The 16,053-nt window shown below is 46.5% G+C and carries 13 protein-coding genes and 1 pseudogene; 7 read left to right on the top strand and 7 right to left on the bottom strand.

The features are described 5' to 3' along the window. Positions 1-183, top strand: a pseudogene (gene tnpA, locus L5M49_RS15995) (IS200/IS605-like element ISSod23 family transposase); the annotation flags it as partial. Between the two features lie 78 nt (positions 184-261). Here the strand turns inward: tnpA and L5M49_RS15990 are convergent. Then, positions 262-1,467, bottom strand: a complete 1,206-nt coding sequence (locus L5M49_RS15990; protein WP_263266418.1) for an MFS transporter — start codon at positions 1,465-1,467, stop codon at positions 262-264. A gap of 230 nt (positions 1,468-1,697) precedes the next feature. Here L5M49_RS15990 and L5M49_RS15985 point away from each other — a divergent pair, with 230 nt between their 5' ends. Beyond that, complete coding sequence (locus L5M49_RS15985; RefSeq protein ID WP_263266417.1) at positions 1,698-2,276, top strand: MarR family winged helix-turn-helix transcriptional regulator; 579 nt, start codon at positions 1,698-1,700, stop codon at positions 2,274-2,276. Positions 2,277-2,400: 124 nt separating this feature from the next. Continuing rightward, positions 2,401-3,414 carry a succinylglutamate desuccinylase/aspartoacylase family protein gene (locus L5M49_RS15980; RefSeq protein WP_028760658.1) on the top strand — a complete coding sequence of 338 codons (1,014 nt, stop codon included), beginning with the start codon at positions 2,401-2,403 and terminating at the stop codon, positions 3,412-3,414. Positions 3,415-3,440: 26 nt separating this feature from the next. On the opposite strand, the gene L5M49_RS15975 is transcribed toward L5M49_RS15980, so the two are convergent. Further along, the gene (locus L5M49_RS15975; RefSeq protein WP_263266416.1) at positions 3,441-5,468 is read right to left on the bottom strand and encodes a methyl-accepting chemotaxis protein; all 2,028 of its coding nucleotides are present in this window, start codon (positions 5,466-5,468) and stop codon (positions 3,441-3,443) included. 207 nt (positions 5,469-5,675) lie between these two features. Here L5M49_RS15975 and L5M49_RS15970 point away from each other — a divergent pair, with 207 nt between their 5' ends. From L5M49_RS15970 to L5M49_RS15960, 3 genes are all read left to right on the top strand, one after another. After that, positions 5,676-6,302, top strand: a complete 627-nt coding sequence (locus L5M49_RS15970; RefSeq protein ID WP_263266415.1) for a fumarylacetoacetate hydrolase family protein — start codon at positions 5,676-5,678, stop codon at positions 6,300-6,302. A 23-nt stretch (positions 6,303-6,325) separates the two neighbouring features. Then, positions 6,326-6,937, top strand: coding sequence for a Crp/Fnr family transcriptional regulator (locus tag L5M49_RS15965; RefSeq protein WP_263266414.1), 612 nt, complete (start codon positions 6,326-6,328; stop codon positions 6,935-6,937). 139 nt (positions 6,938-7,076) lie between these two features. Beyond that, positions 7,077-7,586, top strand: coding sequence for a YgjV family protein (locus L5M49_RS15960; protein ID WP_028760654.1), 510 nt, complete (start codon positions 7,077-7,079; stop codon positions 7,584-7,586). 129 nt (positions 7,587-7,715) lie between these two features. On the opposite strand, the gene L5M49_RS15955 is transcribed toward L5M49_RS15960, so the two are convergent. The 4 genes from L5M49_RS15955 to L5M49_RS15940 form a co-directional block, all read right to left on the bottom strand. Next, complete coding sequence (locus L5M49_RS15955; protein WP_006080930.1) at positions 7,716-7,958, bottom strand: hypothetical protein; 243 nt, start codon at positions 7,956-7,958, stop codon at positions 7,716-7,718. Between the two features lie 194 nt (positions 7,959-8,152). Next, positions 8,153-10,894, bottom strand: coding sequence for a family 20 glycosylhydrolase (locus tag L5M49_RS15950; protein WP_263266413.1), 2,742 nt, complete (start codon positions 10,892-10,894; stop codon positions 8,153-8,155). Next, a complete protein-coding gene (locus tag L5M49_RS15945) occupies positions 10,891-11,733 on the bottom strand; it encodes an ROK family protein (RefSeq protein ID WP_263266412.1) in 843 nt (280 codons plus the stop codon). Before L5M49_RS15945 ends, L5M49_RS15950 begins: the two co-directional genes overlap by 4 nt. Further along, positions 11,730-13,022 carry an MFS transporter gene (locus tag L5M49_RS15940; protein WP_263266411.1) on the bottom strand — a complete coding sequence of 431 codons (1,293 nt, stop codon included), beginning with the start codon at positions 13,020-13,022 and terminating at the stop codon, positions 11,730-11,732. The genes L5M49_RS15945 and L5M49_RS15940 overlap by 4 nt, the downstream gene beginning before the upstream one ends. Before the next feature lie 505 nt (positions 13,023-13,527). On the opposite strand from L5M49_RS15940, the gene L5M49_RS15935 reads away from it, so the two are divergent. After that, positions 13,528-14,457 carry an AraC family transcriptional regulator gene (locus L5M49_RS15935; protein ID WP_263266410.1) on the top strand — a complete coding sequence of 310 codons (930 nt, stop codon included), beginning with the start codon at positions 13,528-13,530 and terminating at the stop codon, positions 14,455-14,457. Between the two features lie 9 nt (positions 14,458-14,466). Here the strand turns inward: L5M49_RS15935 and L5M49_RS15930 are convergent, their stop codons facing one another. Beyond that, a complete protein-coding gene (locus L5M49_RS15930; RefSeq protein ID WP_263266409.1) occupies positions 14,467-16,008 on the bottom strand; it encodes a tryptophan halogenase family protein in 1,542 nt (513 codons plus the stop codon). Positions 16,009-16,053 lie beyond the last annotated feature (45 nt).

Raw genomic sequence — 16,053 nt, 5'->3', positions numbered from 1 at the left:
GCGATAAGGTTATTCAATAAATTCCCTCATGTACGTAAAAAGCTATGGGGCAATAGCTTTTGGGCCAGAGGTTATTTTGTAGATACAGTAGGTGTTAATGAAGAAATCATTAGACGATATGTGCGCCATCAAGATAAACAAGATCAGGAACATGAGGCTCAATTGTCGTTGCAGATGATGTAGGTTCTTGGAATAGCCCCTTCCAGGGGCAAGTCAAAGCCGCCTTCTAAGAAGGCGGATTCTTTACTTTAAATTAGATGGTTAAGATACACAGCGGGTGATTTGATATTGGCGTGCATAGCCCTGCGGATTAAATTGCCAAGATAATATCCACGCGATCACACTTAAGCCACCGAGTAATAACCAAGCACTGTTAAAGCTGTTGAAATTATCGCGAATTAATCCGGCAATCCAAGGCGAGATAGCCGCTATGGTATATCCCACACCCTGCACGAAGGCGGTTAATTTACCTGCTAACATAGGATTCTGTTGATGATCCATAGTGACAATCAGCCCGAGTGGAAAAATCCCGCCAATACCTAATCCTGCAAGTCCCGCCCATAAAAATAGCGATACTTGAGGGGCGAGTGCCAGTCCCATAAAGCCAATGAGTTGTAGCAAGCAGAGTAGGGCTATGATGGCGCGTCTGTCCGTCGACTTGCTGGCAAGCCAAGGAAACACTAAGCCCGCGATCACTTCCATGCTGGTTAAGAAACCTAACACTAATCCCGATTGAGTTTGGCTATAACCTAGCTCGACCGCGTAGGGGGCTAACCATGCAAGTACGCAGACATAACAACTTGTGCCTAATGCAAAAAATATCGCCAATAGCCAACTGCGACGAAAACGCCAAAAGTTAAGTTGCAAAGTTTGCTCTTTTGCTTGGCTCGGTAATGTGGCTTTATGTTTAATCAGGAGCCACAGCACGAGTGCGAATATGCCTAGCCAAGTCCAATGACCTAGACCCGCGCGCCAACCTAAGTTCATCCCGATAAAAGGCGCACTGCTCGCCGCTAATGCGGCGCCGCCCATAATGGCGGTGACGTAAAGCCCCATCATTAAGGGCACCCGTTCACCGAAATTAAGCTTAATCATGGCGGGCATTATGGTTTGAATGAGGGCGATTGCGACCCCTGCCAGTAATGCCGAGCAGATAAGCCAATTGGCATCTATCGCCCAGAAGCGCATTGCAGTAGCGGCGATAAGCAGTAGCAATGATCCTGTCATTACGGTATTGAATCCTAAGCGTTTGGCGATACTAAAGCCTGCAAAACAACCCAGTCCCATGGCGAGCACGGGCAGCAATGTCAGCATAGACGCTAAGGTAAAACTTAAACTGATATCCTTTTGTATGCTGGGCAGTAAAGGCCCAACGGAGGCGAGAATGGGCCGTAGATTTAGACCAATAAGGATGAACGCGAGTCCGAGCAGCAATAAATTCGCTTTCTCTGTCAGGGGGGATCGCATGGATTGTCTCCAAAAATAAGCTGAGTTTGATTTGCTGAAAAAGTGATTTGTAGCAGCATTTAGCATACTCATGATGATTTCCTTTCAACAACAGTAGGTTGAAACCACATCACTACAATTCAAAAAGAATCTCTTTCGGATGTATCTTGATATAAAGATATTTTAATTCTGCGAGAAAATGACTAAGATGTAAAGGATGATGTAAAGAATCTTTATATTGAGATAAACCTATGACAGCTAAAATGACGCTAACTAATGCCAGTCCTGCGGATACTAACGCGAGTTCTACGGATAAAAAGAAAGCGGATTCGAATACCAAAGAAGATGGCCTCGATAGAATTGTTGAACAGTGGCAACAGCAAGGGGTGAGTGAGGATTTGATCCCTATGGCTGTGCTCGGGCGAATCGCTCGTTTAACGAAATATATCGAAGTGGTACTGCTGCAATGCCACGCCGAATTTGGCTTAGGTCAGGGGGAGTTCGATGTGCTCGCGACGTTAAGGCGCTCGGGAGAGCCGTTCACACTCTCGCCTTCGCAACTTTATCAGAGCATGATGCTAAGTTCTGGCGCTATGACCAGTCGTTTAGACAGACTCGAAAATAAGGGGCTGATTGAGCGGGAGCACAGTAAGGAAGATCGCCGCGCCGTCCATGTCTCGTTAACTGCTGAGGGTAAGTCGCTCATTGATAAGGCATTACCTCAGCATATTCAATGTCAAAGTGCGTTGTTCGCGGGCGTGAGTGCTGAAGATAGGCCTGTGTTACTGCAGATTTTAAAATCTTGGCTGAACCAATTTGAGCCGCAATAATTCGTTTAAAATCCCACTTTAGTCTTTAAAGTCGGCTGATATGTAATAGCGGATCACTTTGGCAAAATGCGGTAAACATGAGCCAACCGCGCGGGATAACATTTGATAGAACAAGGGAGTTGCCATGGTAAAAAGACGTGAAGCATTTGAATTAGCGGGAAAACGAGTCACAGCCGGGACGCAATTAGGGATCAAGCTGCCTGCCGCTAAGTTGTATACCGATACGCAACTCGATATTCATGTGGAAGTGTTTCACGGAGCCAAACCTGGCCCGACTTTACTGGTTTGTGCCGCCATTCATGGGGATGAACTCAATGGTATCGAAATTTGTCGGCGTTTATTAGCCAGAGTGAATCCCAAGAATCTGACGGGCACGTTAATTGTGGTGCCAATAGTGAATGTGTTTGGTTTTATTCAGCAATCCCGTTATTTACCCGATCGTCGTGATTTAAATCGTTGCTTTCCTGGTTCTAGCAAAGGGGCGCTCGCAAGCCGTTTAGCTAATCTGTTTGCCACTCAGTTATTAGTTCATGCAACCCATGTGATTGATTTACATACTGGGGCCGTCCATAGGGATAATTTGCCGCAAATTCGCTGTGATACTAATGATGAGACTATGCTCGCCATGGCGAATGCCTTTGGTGCGCCGCTTATTATGCATTCTAAAGCGCGCAGTGTTTCTATGCGAGGTTATGCTAATCAACAGGGCATTCCTTGCATTTTATATGAGGCTGGAGAGGCGTTACGTTTTAGCGAGTTGTCGATAAAATCTGGCCTCAAAGGTGTGCTCAATGTGATGCGCAGTTTAGATATGCTTAAAGGGCGAGTGAGTAACAAAGGCGCGAGTGTCAGTGCTATCCGCAGTTATTGGGTGCGCAGTGAATCCGATGGTTTAGTGAATATGAAGCTTAAACTCGGCCAGCGGGTAACTAAGGGTTATATCATTGCCCATATCGTTAGTCCCCACGGCGGTGACAGTGTGGCCATTCGCGCGCCAACTGACGGTATTATCATAGGAATAAGTAATATCCCTGTGACTAACGAAGGTGAGGGTATGTTTCATATCGCCCAGTTCGAAGGTGATGAGATTGAAATTGCCAACGAACAGCTCGATGAATTCCTGATGGAATATGCCTAGATTCTAGAATCTAGATCTCATCACCTCTACAGTTTAAACCGCTCCACTGAGCTGGTGAGTGAATGGGCAAGCAGAGTGACTTCGTTGCTGCGTTTAGCCATGTCCATGGCTTCATTGGCATTTTGGTCTGCAGATTGTGCCGCCTCACTCATGCTCGACTCAATCCGTTGGCTGTAATCTAACTGCTCGTGGGCGGCGTGGGTGATCTCTAGACTCATTTTATTGAGGGTATGTAAGGTGCTTTCTATGTGAGCGATAGCATCCTGCAGGGTTTGGCTTTGTCCGACACACTCATTTGCTTGATTTTGCCCCGTAGTAATTGCATCGGCTGCCGTGGACGTTTCTTTTTGCAGGGCCGTGATCATGGTTTGAATTTCGGCGGTGGCGGCTTGGGTGCGTGAGGCAAGTGATCGCACTTCATCGGCTACGACGGCAAAACCACGACCATGTTCCCCCGCTCTGGCGGCTTCAATGGCGGCGTTCAGTGCCAGCAAATTGGTTTGTTCGGCAATGCTGCTAATGGTGGTTAAAATGCTGCCAATATTATCGCTTTGAATGCTCAAGCGAGACATGACTTCAACTGAGCTACTTAAACGGGCGCTCAGTTCGGCAATTTTATTGCGATTATCATCGGCAATTTGCTTCACTTGATTACCGTATTTCGAGGCTTGACTGATTTGTCTCGCCGACTCACTGGCCTGTTCTGTCACTAGATTTGAGCTAGTAAACATCTGTTCTGCTAAGGCTTTCGTTTCATCGACTCGACTGATTTGCGCCGTTGCGGCATTGGCGATGCGCTGGCCTTGCTCATTGGTTTGGGTGGCAGAGCTGTCCAATGAATGGGCATTTTGGCTGATATTGGTTAACAGCTTGGCAAGATCGTCACTCAAGGTATTCATGTTATCGATTAGGGCACCAAATTCATCGTTATGGCGTTTATGAATGCGTTTTGATAAATCCCCTCGTGCGATACTGGCGAGTGCGCCGTTCACTAAGGCTAAGGGATTGAGCATAGCCTTGGAGGTGAAGAAAGAGATAAAGCTCACCATGATGATAAATACCAGTGCGAGTACAATCGCTAAGGTTTGACCCTGTTGAATATCGTTACTGGCAATGGTTTGCAGGCTGGTAAATCGGCGGTCGGCTAAGTTGATTAACTTATCTAAGGCGAGATTATTCGCATTAAACTCTTTATCGGCATCGAGGTAATGTTGCTCTGCTTGTCGTTGTGCCTCAACTACGGCTTGTTGCACTTTATAAAGTTCGGCAGGCGCTGCGAGTAAGGTATTGATAATCGCATATTCTTGCTCGAATGTTTGCAGTAGGCCTAAGGTATCAAGCCCATCAGTTTGTTGTTTTAAAAAGGTAAAGTTAGTGGTGAGGTTCCCCAGTAAAATACCGACATCCTGTTGGTGCGATTGAATAACATCCAAACTTTGAGTGTGGATCAGTTCCCCCATAGTGTTGGCTAGCGTATAGAGCATGTCGTCAATGCGAGTACCTGTGCCGACAATTTCTTCGAGTAAAGTGGGATTATCGGGGATGGAAAGAGTTTCGAGATCAATCATCGCATTACTGGCGTTGGTCTTGGCATGGTTAAAGTGCTCAAAGAGTTGCAGGTACTGCCGTTTTGCTTGTTCATTGGCGAGTTTAGCGCTAAACATGGCTTGGCTTTGCTGCAAATAGGCTTGGTATCTTGCCTGCGCTTCGTTTAGGGATGTTTGCATCTTAGGTTGATCTGCAACTCGCTCAATTAACTCATTTTCGATACTTTGATATTTCTTCTGCAGCGCGGTAAATGCTTGCTGACTTTTGGTTAAGGCGGCAGTGTCTTGCTGACTATGGGCTAGGGTGGCAAGGCGTGACATTTTTAATAGCACTAGTTGTAAGCTATTACTCTGCTTTTGCACGGGTACGGCTAAGGTTTCAATATTTTGATAGGCGGTTTGCACTTGGGAGAGTGAATAGTAGAAAAAGCTACTACCAGCGATGAGCAGCGCGCCAATTGCACTAAAACTAAAGATGATTTTTTGTTTTATGGTAAGCGTTAACATAGTGCGAAAACCTCTTCTATGACTGTCCCTGTAAAATGGGTTTATTAATGGTTAGATCGCTGTTTTCGTTGAAATATTGATTTAAGTGTAGCAGAGTTCGTCATAAGTACAGTGATTAGTTCAATTGAACGTTTAGATTTAATTTAGGTTAACTAATTGGTTTTATTATTTAAAATAATCTCAACCCTATCTTGAAAAGGATTAAAGATGAAATCAGTCGTGTTAGGTGAAAATCTTATCGTACCGACAAAAATTCTCTGCATTGGGCGTAACTATGTTGAGCATATCCATGAATTAGGTAACGAAATTCCCGAGGATATGGTGGTATTTTTAAAGCCCAATTCGGCCATTTCGACTGTGCTTTATTCTGAGCATCAAGGGGAAACCTTGCATTATGAAACCGAGCTGTGTTTTATGTTTCAAAATGGCCGTTTCAGTAGCGTCGCCGTCGGTTTAGATCTCACAAAACGTGATTTGCAAACTAAGTTAAAAGCTAAGGGATTGCCTTGGGAGCGAGCAAAAGCCTTTGATGGTGCAGCGTTATTCAGTCCGTTTGTGGCGATTGATGATGCAGAGGCACAGCTGCATTTCACCTTGAGTATCAATGACAAGCTAGTCCAAGAGGGACATATCGATTTAATGATTTACAAACCTCAGACCATATTGTCCGAGCTACAGGCATTTATCAGTCTCGATGAGGGCGATATTGTAATGACAGGCACGCCTAAGGGTGTGGGAAGCATTCCCGCTAAAAGTGTATTTAACGTCACGCTGAGCCGTGGCTTGCAAGCGAGTGCTGAACCCTTACTCGAATGGCAGTGGTTAAGTGTTTAGTGATAAATCGCTGAGTAGCTCGCATGATTGAACCTGATGACGTAAAAAAGACTGCTGTATTGCAGGTGCCAACTTGCCAGCCACTGCAACAATATTTGATTGCGTTAGGGGCGTGTCAAGCTACTGTTGAACGTTACTTATCACAGTTTAAAGCGTTGAACGTGCTGGCGGGAGAGGTGCTTCTTAACCAAGGTGAGGCGCAGTCACAGGCATATTTTGTTGTGGATGGTATCGTGCGCGCTTGCCATTATACTCAGGAGGGCACAGAGCGCTGTAAGGAGTTTTATTTCGAGGGTGAACTGTGTTTTTTGTATGTCAGTTGGCTTAAGCAAATTCCCGCTCGTTACCAATTAGAAGCCTTAAGCGCCTGTAAACTTATCCAAATGCCACTATCCCTATTGGATGATACTTCGCTGCAGTCAGTGCAACTTGGGTTACTTAAACAGCAATTATTGTATAAAGAACAAAAGGAAGCCTTTTTACTGCTGCACACACCTGAGCAACGTTATCTGTATTTACGCGAACATTCACCACTTTGGCTTGAGCGGTTAAGCCAAGGTCAGCTAGCTAATTATATTGGCATTACGGCAATCAGTTTGTCGCGTATGCGTAGACGACTTCAAGACTCTCTTTAACGGTTTTTGCTCCCAGTTAACTTAAGTTAATGCGCTAAAGCGCGATTCCCATGATGCTGCGCCTTAAGTTGCGCTCTCAAGTCTACAAAGCTTTCAATCAGAGTGTGCATTATTACTTAAAGCGAAGGAGCTTAATAAGTTGACTGCGTTTACTTTGTCTCAAATTTTGGTGGCGATAGCCATTATCTTCGATCTGATTTCGTTTCAATTTAAGGCGCGGGAGCGGATAGTCGCCTGCCTTTTTGTGTCTGGCATCTTGATTTCAATTCATTTTTGTTTGCTGGAGCAATGGACTGCCGCAGGCTTAATGGGCATAGCCACAGTGCGTTATCTCACCAGTATTTTTACCACCTCAAAAGTAGCCCTATGGTGTTTCTCTATTGCTGCACTTGTGATGAGCATTGTGACCTTTAATGGGGTAACGACTGTGATCAGTTGTATAGGCACCTTGTTTCAAACCCGCGCCGCATTCTGTCAAAGGGATAAAGATCTCAGACTGCTTATGATAGTCGGAACCAGTTTTTGGCTCGTTCACAATGCCTTAGTGGGATCGCCTGTGGCAGTGTTAATGGAGGTACTCTTTATTGGCAGTAATTTGGTGGGCTATTATCGACACTATTTTCGTGGGCAGCTTAAGCAATTACCGTGATCAGTTTAAATAATCTCATTGATAATTAGAGATATTTATTTTTATAACGGCTAATCACAGGGGACTGTTGTAATCGTCGCTTGGCCGTCAATGTGAGGCTAATGCCAGTGTGGGTTGGCTCTGGAATGATTAGAGTCCCGCGACGGCTTCCATATCGAGTTCGATATCTGTGCAGCCTTTAGCACAGTAAATTCCTGCGGCTTGTTCTGCCTTTGCCTGCTCAGGCAATATGACTTTAAGTGTCTGTTTACAGCTAGGACATTGCACTGGCTTACCTTTAAATACCCGTTTAATCAGATTTTTCTGTTCATTAAACGAGGTTGCTGTGGTTTGGTTTAACACGGCAAAGGGGCTAGTAGAAGCAGTTGTCATCGGTTGGCAGATCCTTAGGCTTGATAAAGTGTTATCACGAGAGTGTCATCGCGAATAGCGAGATTATAGCCTGAGTTGCGCTGTTATTGAAAAGCCTCAATGTAAGCTCATGCTTAACCCATCGACCAGTGGTATTAATAGTCAATTAACGTATCGGCCATCACATGTGATGGCCGACATTGTGCGATGAACGATTAGAGGGAGCTTTGCCAAGTCGATGGGCGAGAGTAACGTGCGCCATCTTTGACTCTGGCGCGGATGTGTTTGACATCATTAAGCTTGAAAGCTTGGCGGTAGCTTAGCCAAGGTCCTGAGTCGAGTTGGTATTCCAACTCGGCATTGGGATATAAGTTATTGAGCACTAACTGCTGATGTTCAACACGTATTCCAGGCGGTGCTATGCGATAGAAAACTCCCGCTTTTGCTAACTTAGGTTGCACTTTATTGGCGTAAACCGCGGCGAAGGTTTGCCAATCCTGTTTGAGCACTTGCTCGGCTTGGCCATTGAGTTGGCGGGCAAAATGTTGAGTTTGCTGACTATAGATTTTACCTTGATAATCATAGGCTAATTCCCATGGAGCCTTATGCCATGCCCGTTCGGCGAGGGCGACCATGCGCGGGAATAACATGTATTCTGCTTGCTCGTCTGATTGCACCATTTCGCTCCAAAGATGCCCCTGCAAGCCGTAAAAACCGTGTCCCGGTTTGAGCTGGCTGTGGCTATCGTCCGACACAAATGGCTGATTTAAGCTATTGTGCCAGCGCTCGGCATGGGCGGGCAGATTCTCGGGCATAAAGCTAAACACCTTAAAGCTGTCTATTGCCCTTGCGGCCCAATGATTGCCGCGCTCATCTGGATGGCTAGCGTAGGGGAAATCGAAATAGGTGACTTCTGGCGTTGAGATAACGACCTTCCAGCCCAAATTTGCTTGCTTATGGGCGATTTGATGGCCGTTGTTTGAAATCTGCGACCAAGCGTTAGATTGCACTTGGGCTGGCATGTTTTCGGGGCGCACTTCACCCATGCCATCATTCCAACCAGCGGCAATAATCCCTTTCTCTGCCAACATGTTAGCAACGCGCTCGATAAAGTAACCATTGAGTGAATGCAGTCCGGTTAACTCATCGGCTTTTTGTTTTTTCATTGCGATACACGCGGGGGATTCTACCCAAGCGCCTGCGGTTTCATCGGCGCCTATGTGGTAATGCACTAAAGGAATGCCTACGGCTTGGTGCATCTTTTTAACTTCATCAATCACAGTATCGATAAAGTGATAGGTGCTCGGCAGACACACATTGAGTGTGTTGTCGTGGTAATACTGAATCGACGAATATTGGGTTTTATCTGCAAATTCAGTCAGTAAAAACTCCTCCGCCTTAGCTTTTTCTCCCTTGGCGAGGTAATGGTGATAACGCGCCTCCATGGATTTTATCGCTGCGCGTGAATGCCCCGGCATGTCCAGTGAAGGGATTACTTCGATATGGTGAGCATCTGCCAGTTGTAATATTTCTTGGTATTGCGCCACGGTTAAGTAGCCATCGACGGGGTTAACGTCCGCTATGCTACTGCCCAGTTGTGGCAATAAACAGGTTTGCTCGGTTAAATCGAAACAGCGTTTTGCGCCCACATCGGTCAGTTCGGGTAAGCCGGGGATGGCTAAACGCCAGCCTTCATCGTCGGCTAAGTGCAAGTGCAGCTTATTGATTTTATAGGCGGCGAGCTGTGGGATAATGCGTTTAATAAAATCGAGCGAGTGAAAGTTACGGGCTAAATCGATATGTAGGCCGCGAAAGGCGTAGCGAGGCTGGTCTTGAATATCGATGGCGACCAGTTGATCGTCACTTAAACTGATCAACCCAGCTAGGCTCTGTAGGCCATAGAAGAGTCCCGCCTCAGTGCCCGCTCGAATACTGATTTGTTCAGTCGTTATGGTTAACCGATAGGCTTCGCTGCTTTTAATTTCACTATCATGGGCTTCAGTGCTTGCGACTTTAGGTGCTTGAGTATCGAGTTGCAATAATAGCGGCGTGCCTTTGTCCTTGGCCGAAAAGCCTAAAGAATCGAGGTAATCAAATGCCGCCTGCCGTCCCTTAAAATCGACAGTCGCAGCCGTGAGTCGATAACCTTTGGCAAGGGATAAAGGTGCCGAGTTTAGGCTTTGGCTATTAAGTGGCGTGGGGATGAGTTTGCCGCTAATGTCAGGTGCTTTGTCTGCGGCTAGGGCTTGATATTGCTCTGCTAAATACTGGCCATCGGCAAAGGGGGTTGCATCGTTTTTTGCCAGTAAGAATTGTTTCTCGGCATTAAAGGGCGCGAGGTAGTCTTGCTCGGCTAAACCCGTTTCTGGATCGCGCCTTGTTTGAGTGCTCTTTATGACCTGCGCCTTATCGCCCATAGCGACAAAGAAGTTTGGCATAAACTCGGAACGGGTGATTTGGCTGCCTTTGCTATAAAACTCAATACGATAAACTTGATTGGCGACGAAGCCCTTAAAGCTGGCTTTAGGAGTGATTTTATGTAAATCGCCATTGATATGCTCAATGCTAAAGTCACCCGCATCGACGAAATAAACGGGCGATAATTGGCTGAAATAAATTTGCCAGTCGCCATGATTTAACTCTTCGCTGGATAACTTGTCGTTGGATAGTTGAGTGGGCAGGGTTAGCTCAATGGCGGAGCGATAGCATTGGGCTTCTTTAGCGGGACAGGTTTCAAGATAACTAGCGGTTAGCTGATAATTTAATTGGAGCTTATCGGCCAATTGATTCAGCGCGACATGATTTGCCTCCTGCACAGCATTGGCGGCCTGTACTGATGGCATCGCAAGTATTGAAAGCACCGACGCCACGGGAAGCACTGCCATGACGCCGCTGACTAAGGCCGTCTTAATCCTCTGCCACTTTATCATCCCTTTCTGTGTTATTTGTCCTTTCACTTAGCTGAGTCCTTTTGTTGTAAAAACCATTGCGCGGCACCTATGAGGGCTGCATTGTGATGTTGGCTGGCTGAAATCGTCAAGTCTGTCAGTTGCGGGCCATAGACTAAACTTTGCAATTTCTGTTTAAGCGCTTCAATAAAAAAGGGAAAGCTTTGGCTGACTGAGCCGCCAAGGATGATATCTTTGGGATCGTATACTAGTAAGGTTTGGGCGATCATGTGCGCCAAGTGTTCGCCAAAATGGGCGAAGGCTTGTAGCGCTTGGCTGTCACCTTCACAGGCTTTTTGGTACAAATGCTCGCCACTCATGTGATGATGTGTGGTGAAGTATTGCCCCGAGCAGTAGTGCTCAATAATGCCATCACGATAACTCAAACTGCCGATTTCACCTGCGGCGCAATGTTTACCCGAATACAGCTGACCATTAAAAATCACCCCAGCGCCCACGCCAGTGCCTAAGGTAATTCCGAGCATGTCTTGATTGTGATTGAGCACAGCTTCGCCAAGGGCAAAGAGGTTCGCATCGTTATTTACAACCACATCCATCTCAAAGGTATTTTGCAGTTGCTGGGCTAACTGCGTTGCCGTTAGTGCTGGGATGTTGAGCACTTCGAGTAAAGTGCCGCTGTGCATATCCACCATGCCGGGTATCCCGATGGAAATACCATAGGTTTCAGGCGTGAGGTGGCTGTGGATACAGGTCACGAGGAAATCGAATAATTGTTCAAAATTGCCATCTGCGGGAACAGGATACCGCCAAGTGTCGAGTAAGGTTTTACCTTCCACCTGTGCCAACATCAGTTTAGTTCCCCCAAGATCTAAACATAGGACGCTCATAATAGCTTGTTGCCTCTCGTGTTGTTTGTTGCCATCGGCTCGGCATCCTTTGATGCCGCTTTCGCTGAGAACAGGGTAGTGTTTTTTATCAAGGGACGAGCCGTTAGGGCCACATAACCTATGTAAGCCATAGGGATTAACAGCACTAACATCCCGAGCCGTAACTCGCCGGATAGCTCGCTGATAACACCAATGATCGGCGAGATAAACGCGCCGCCGATAATGCCAGTACAGAGAATGCCGGCGAATGATCCATGATCTTGAGTGCGCGAATTGAGCGCCAACGAGAAGATCACCGACCACATGATAGAAATGAAAAAGCCAACCAATGGGAAACAAATTAATGTTAGTTGGCTCGGTCCCCAAATCGCCACCAGAAAACAAACCAGTGAACTAAGGGAAAAACTGAGCAGCAAGATCTGACTGTCGATAAGTTTAAGTAGCAGCAAACCGAGTAGGCAGCCGAGCGTCATGTAAAACCAAAAATCGCTAACCACATTGGCGCCGACACTTAAGGTATCAAGACCATGATATTGCAGCAAAAAGACTGAGATACTGTTAGCAAGCCCTTGCTCAAGTGCGACGTAGGCGGCGATAGCGAAGAAGAATTTCAAAACGGTTTTATCTTTGAAAAGGCGTAAATGGGTCTCGAGGGCACCTGCCGACTCATCTGCCAGTTTATTCACTTTGGGCATCTTCACTAGGCTGGCAAAGAGCACCATGGCGAGCGCGACCACGGCGAATAACCAATACATGGCGAGCCAACTCATGTTCTCGGGCAATAGCTGTTGCACATAGTTGGCTGATGCAACACTGGCTTGATCTAAGGCGACAAAATGCTGATACACCAGCGGCGCTAAGGTCGCGGCGCCGCCAAAGGCGAGTTGGGCTAGAACAGAGAAAAAGGCAAAATGCTCTGGCCCCGCGGCTTGGCGCAGTAAGGGATTCACTGCTACCTGCAATAAACTCATGCCAGTGCCAATACAAAACAGGCTAAACATAGCGATGCTAAAGGTGGGCAGACACACAAAAGTCACGGCGCCGATAAACGCTAGGCTAAAGGCTAAGATGATCACCCGCTTTTCACCGTACTTGTCCACCAAAATCCCCGCAGGAATCGATGTCACGCCGTAGGCGATAAAAAACGCAAAGGGAAATAACCCCGCCAACGTCAGGCCGATAGCATAACTGTCAATTAACGCAGGGAAAATCGGCCCCATACTGTTGGTCATCAAAGAAATCACAAAGAAAGTGCAGAGAACAAACAGTATGATGAGTTTGTGTTTCATGTGCTTAGCCAATTGAATTAAGTGAAATTCATTGTGGCTTGACGCTCGCCTTGGTGGTGATACGAATGGTGCCTCTGTCGATACTTTTCTCACATAGTCAAATCGTGTTTGCGCTGATTGGGCTGATTTACATCAGGTGCTGTAAATACTTGCTGTAGATAGTGGGCAGCAGATAGCTGCTGCGGATGAGCATAGAGAAAACCATGTTTTAGCCTCTGCTGATAAAGTGTTTACTTGTAAAATAGTTACCTTTAATTAACATTGGATAGAATAGTATTGGAGTAGCAGAGTTTAGTATCACTGTGAGGCTGACTTGCTATAGACAATAGTGCGCGAAGGCACAGCTATTTCGCCGCGCTGATAGGTCAAGGCTGGCATTAAAAATAAGGTCTAAGTAATTGAATAATTTAACAGGTTGGCATAACGGCTAGCTTGAGTGAATGGCGTTGAACTATAAGAGCTGATTGAAGCTAAGGTAAAGGAATGAGCAACTGGAGTTTAATGGATGAAACCTCTGTGTGAAAAAGTGATCCCCGATGAAAATAGCTCTTGGCGTTACTTTCGTTATGAATGGGACCACATGGATCTCAATTGGCATTATCACCCCGAGTACGAAATCTGCTTAACCCTCAACAGTTATGGTATGCGTTATGTGGGCGACCATATTGCCCGTTATGGCGATTATGATTTAGTGATCATAGGCCCAGATATGCCCCACGGCTGGCAATCCGAGGCGAACCTTGGTGTTTTAACTGACGAGATATCAAATGGCAACGCGCTAAAAGACGGCACTTCGAATGCGAGGGTGCAGGAAGTCGTTTATGTGGCACAAATTCCAGCGGTCTGGCTACACCAAATTGTGAATGAGCAACGTGAGTTAGCGTCTTTGCATTCACTTTTGACCCATGCCAAACGAGGTGTGTTGTTTAGTGAGGAAACGGCGCGTAAGGCCCATAGTGTGTTTATCGCGATGGAGACGGCCAATCCTTTTAGACGCTATATTTTGTTATTGGAATTATTAGCGTTATTACAACAGGATAGTCAGCAAGAACTCTTGTCGAGTACCTTGTTTACCCACGGTAGTAAACTCGACTTTACCGTGAAAAAGCTCGATAAAGTGATTGAGCATATCTATGACAATTACACTCAGGCCTTGTCGGCACAGGATTTGGCAAAGTTGGCGCATATGAGCACCAATCACTTCCATCGCTTCTTTAAAAAACGCACCGAGAAAACCTTAACTGAGTTTATCAATCAACTCAGGATCGCTAAGGCGTGCAAGTTACTGCTGTCAAATCAAAGTCCGATATCAACCATCAGCGATCAGTGTGGTTTCAATAACTTATCCAATTTTAATCGGCGCTTTATTCAATTTAAAGGTGTCACGCCGAGTCGTTTTCGTCAGTGCTTTAGCAGTAAACAAAGGGCAATTTAACCATTCTTATCATGGATGCTTAGGCTGAAAATACTGCTCCACTAAGGTTTGGCTGTAGCGTATCGCTTGCGCCGTGATCTCCGCTGAAATCGGCTCAAATGGGCGCTTCAGTTTTGGGTCGCGGTAATCCATTCCCGCTAACAGCGCATACCAAGAAGGGCGAAAGTAGGCGAGTTGCTGATCGTATTGGTAAAGCAGTAAATCAAAGTCTTCCCCTTGATACCAAGCTTGCAATAGTTGCGTCAGCCTTTGGGAAATGGTGACTTTTCTCGCCGCCAACCAATAGGGTTCGCTGCGCTGGCTGGTGACATAATGGGCCTGAATATAATCCTTTATGCCGAGCACTAACTGCATGACCGCCTGATTGAGTGTTTGTCGACTTAAGGTCTCTGCCTGCTTATTCAATTGATAGCGCTCGAATAACGACATAAATTTTTCAAGGGTGAATTGGGTCATCATGATCGACGTGGCTTCGAGCGGTTCGATAAAACTTTGCGCGAGTCCTATCGCCAGTACATTGTTGTGCCAAGCCTTGTCACTGACACCGACCCGCATCTTGAGAAACCGTACTTGGGTTGATTCAGGCAGATTAACACTGTGCAATAATTCTTTGGCCGCGGCATTGGCACTGAGGTGGCGACTGCTATAAACATAGCCATTGCCAAGCCTGTGGGTGAGGGGGATTTGCCATAGCCAGCCCGCGCTGAGCGCTGTGGCGCGGGTATGGTACTTGGCGTGCTGTGCTTTGGCTTGCAGCGTTTGGGTTTGCTGTGTTTGAGTGGAGTCCATTAATGCAGGAACAGGAACAGGTACAGTGACGGCGCTGTCGTTGAGCAGTTCATTGGCGAAGGATTGAAAGGGTACGCCTAGGGTTTTATGAATTAACTTAGCGCTAAAGCCGCTGGCATCGATAAAAAAATCGGCGTTAAGTCGTTCGCCATTAGCCAGCATTAAGGCGTCTATATGTTGGTTTTGGGTTGTTGAAACTTCAATGACATCGCCGATGAGGTGTTTTACGCCGCGTTGGCAAGCGTATTCTTTTAAGTAGTTGGCAAGTTCAGTGGCATCGAAGTGATAGCCGTATTCGTTAACGCAGGGCAATGCTTTATTCGGCCTAGGGCTGAGATTGCGTTTCGCCAATACACCACTCGAGAAAAACGCATCGGGTTTAACGGCACTGCCATGACCGCGGCGCCTCGCATTGGCGTTGATAAAAAAGACTTCGGCGGGTTTTACATCCATTTGACAATAGAAGGGGTGAAAGTATTGCTGCCCGTCACCATTCCAATTGATAAAGTCGATGCCGGTTTTATAGCTGGCGTGGCATTGTTCCATCCAATCTTTTTCGCTAATGCCTAAGTTGTCCATAAAGCGTTTTAAGTGTGGCGTCGAGCCTTCGCCAACGCCGATAGTGCCTATGTTGTCCGATTCCACTAAACAGAGTTCAATGGCGGCAAATACGGGGTTATTCGCGAGGGCGGCCGCGGCCATCCAGCCTGCGGTACCGCCACCTAAGATAATGATTTTTCTGATTGCTTGTTTCACTTTCATGGCTTATCCCCGCTGCATTATCAACGCAAAAAGCCGACCCTAAGG

This window comes from Shewanella sp. SM74 (assembly GCF_025653725.1).
GTDB classification, from domain to species: Bacteria; Pseudomonadota; Gammaproteobacteria; order Enterobacterales; family Shewanellaceae; genus Shewanella; species Shewanella oncorhynchi.
This window is presented reverse-complemented; position numbering and strand designations above follow the sequence as displayed.

What these genes read in the sequence shown, in the direction of transcription:
- L5M49_RS15990 (WP_263266418.1), bottom strand. Translation starts at nt 1,467, where the DNA reads ATGCGATCCCCCCTGACAGAGAAAGCGAATTTATTGCTGCTCGGACTC.
- L5M49_RS15985 (WP_263266417.1), top strand. Translation starts at nt 1,698, where the DNA reads ATGACAGCTAAAATGACGCTAACTAATGCCAGTCCTGCGGATACTAAC.
- L5M49_RS15980 (WP_028760658.1), top strand. Translation starts at nt 2,401, where the DNA reads ATGGTAAAAAGACGTGAAGCATTTGAATTAGCGGGAAAACGAGTCACA.
- L5M49_RS15975 (WP_263266416.1), bottom strand. Translation starts at nt 5,468, where the DNA reads ATGTTAACGCTTACCATAAAACAAAAAATCATCTTTAGTTTTAGTGCA.
- L5M49_RS15970 (WP_263266415.1), top strand. Translation starts at nt 5,676, where the DNA reads ATGAAATCAGTCGTGTTAGGTGAAAATCTTATCGTACCGACAAAAATT.
- L5M49_RS15965 (WP_263266414.1), top strand. Translation starts at nt 6,326, where the DNA reads ATGATTGAACCTGATGACGTAAAAAAGACTGCTGTATTGCAGGTGCCA.
- L5M49_RS15955 (WP_006080930.1), bottom strand. Translation starts at nt 7,958, where the DNA reads ATGACAACTGCTTCTACTAGCCCCTTTGCCGTGTTAAACCAAACCACA.
- L5M49_RS15945 (WP_263266412.1), bottom strand. Translation starts at nt 11,733, where the DNA reads ATGAGCGTCCTATGTTTAGATCTTGGGGGAACTAAACTGATGTTGGCA.
- L5M49_RS15940 (WP_263266411.1), bottom strand. Translation starts at nt 13,022, where the DNA reads ATGAAACACAAACTCATCATACTGTTTGTTCTCTGCACTTTCTTTGTG.
- L5M49_RS15935 (WP_263266410.1), top strand. Translation starts at nt 13,528, where the DNA reads ATGAAACCTCTGTGTGAAAAAGTGATCCCCGATGAAAATAGCTCTTGG.
- L5M49_RS15930 (WP_263266409.1), bottom strand. Translation starts at nt 16,008, where the DNA reads ATGAAAGTGAAACAAGCAATCAGAAAAATCATTATCTTAGGTGGCGGT.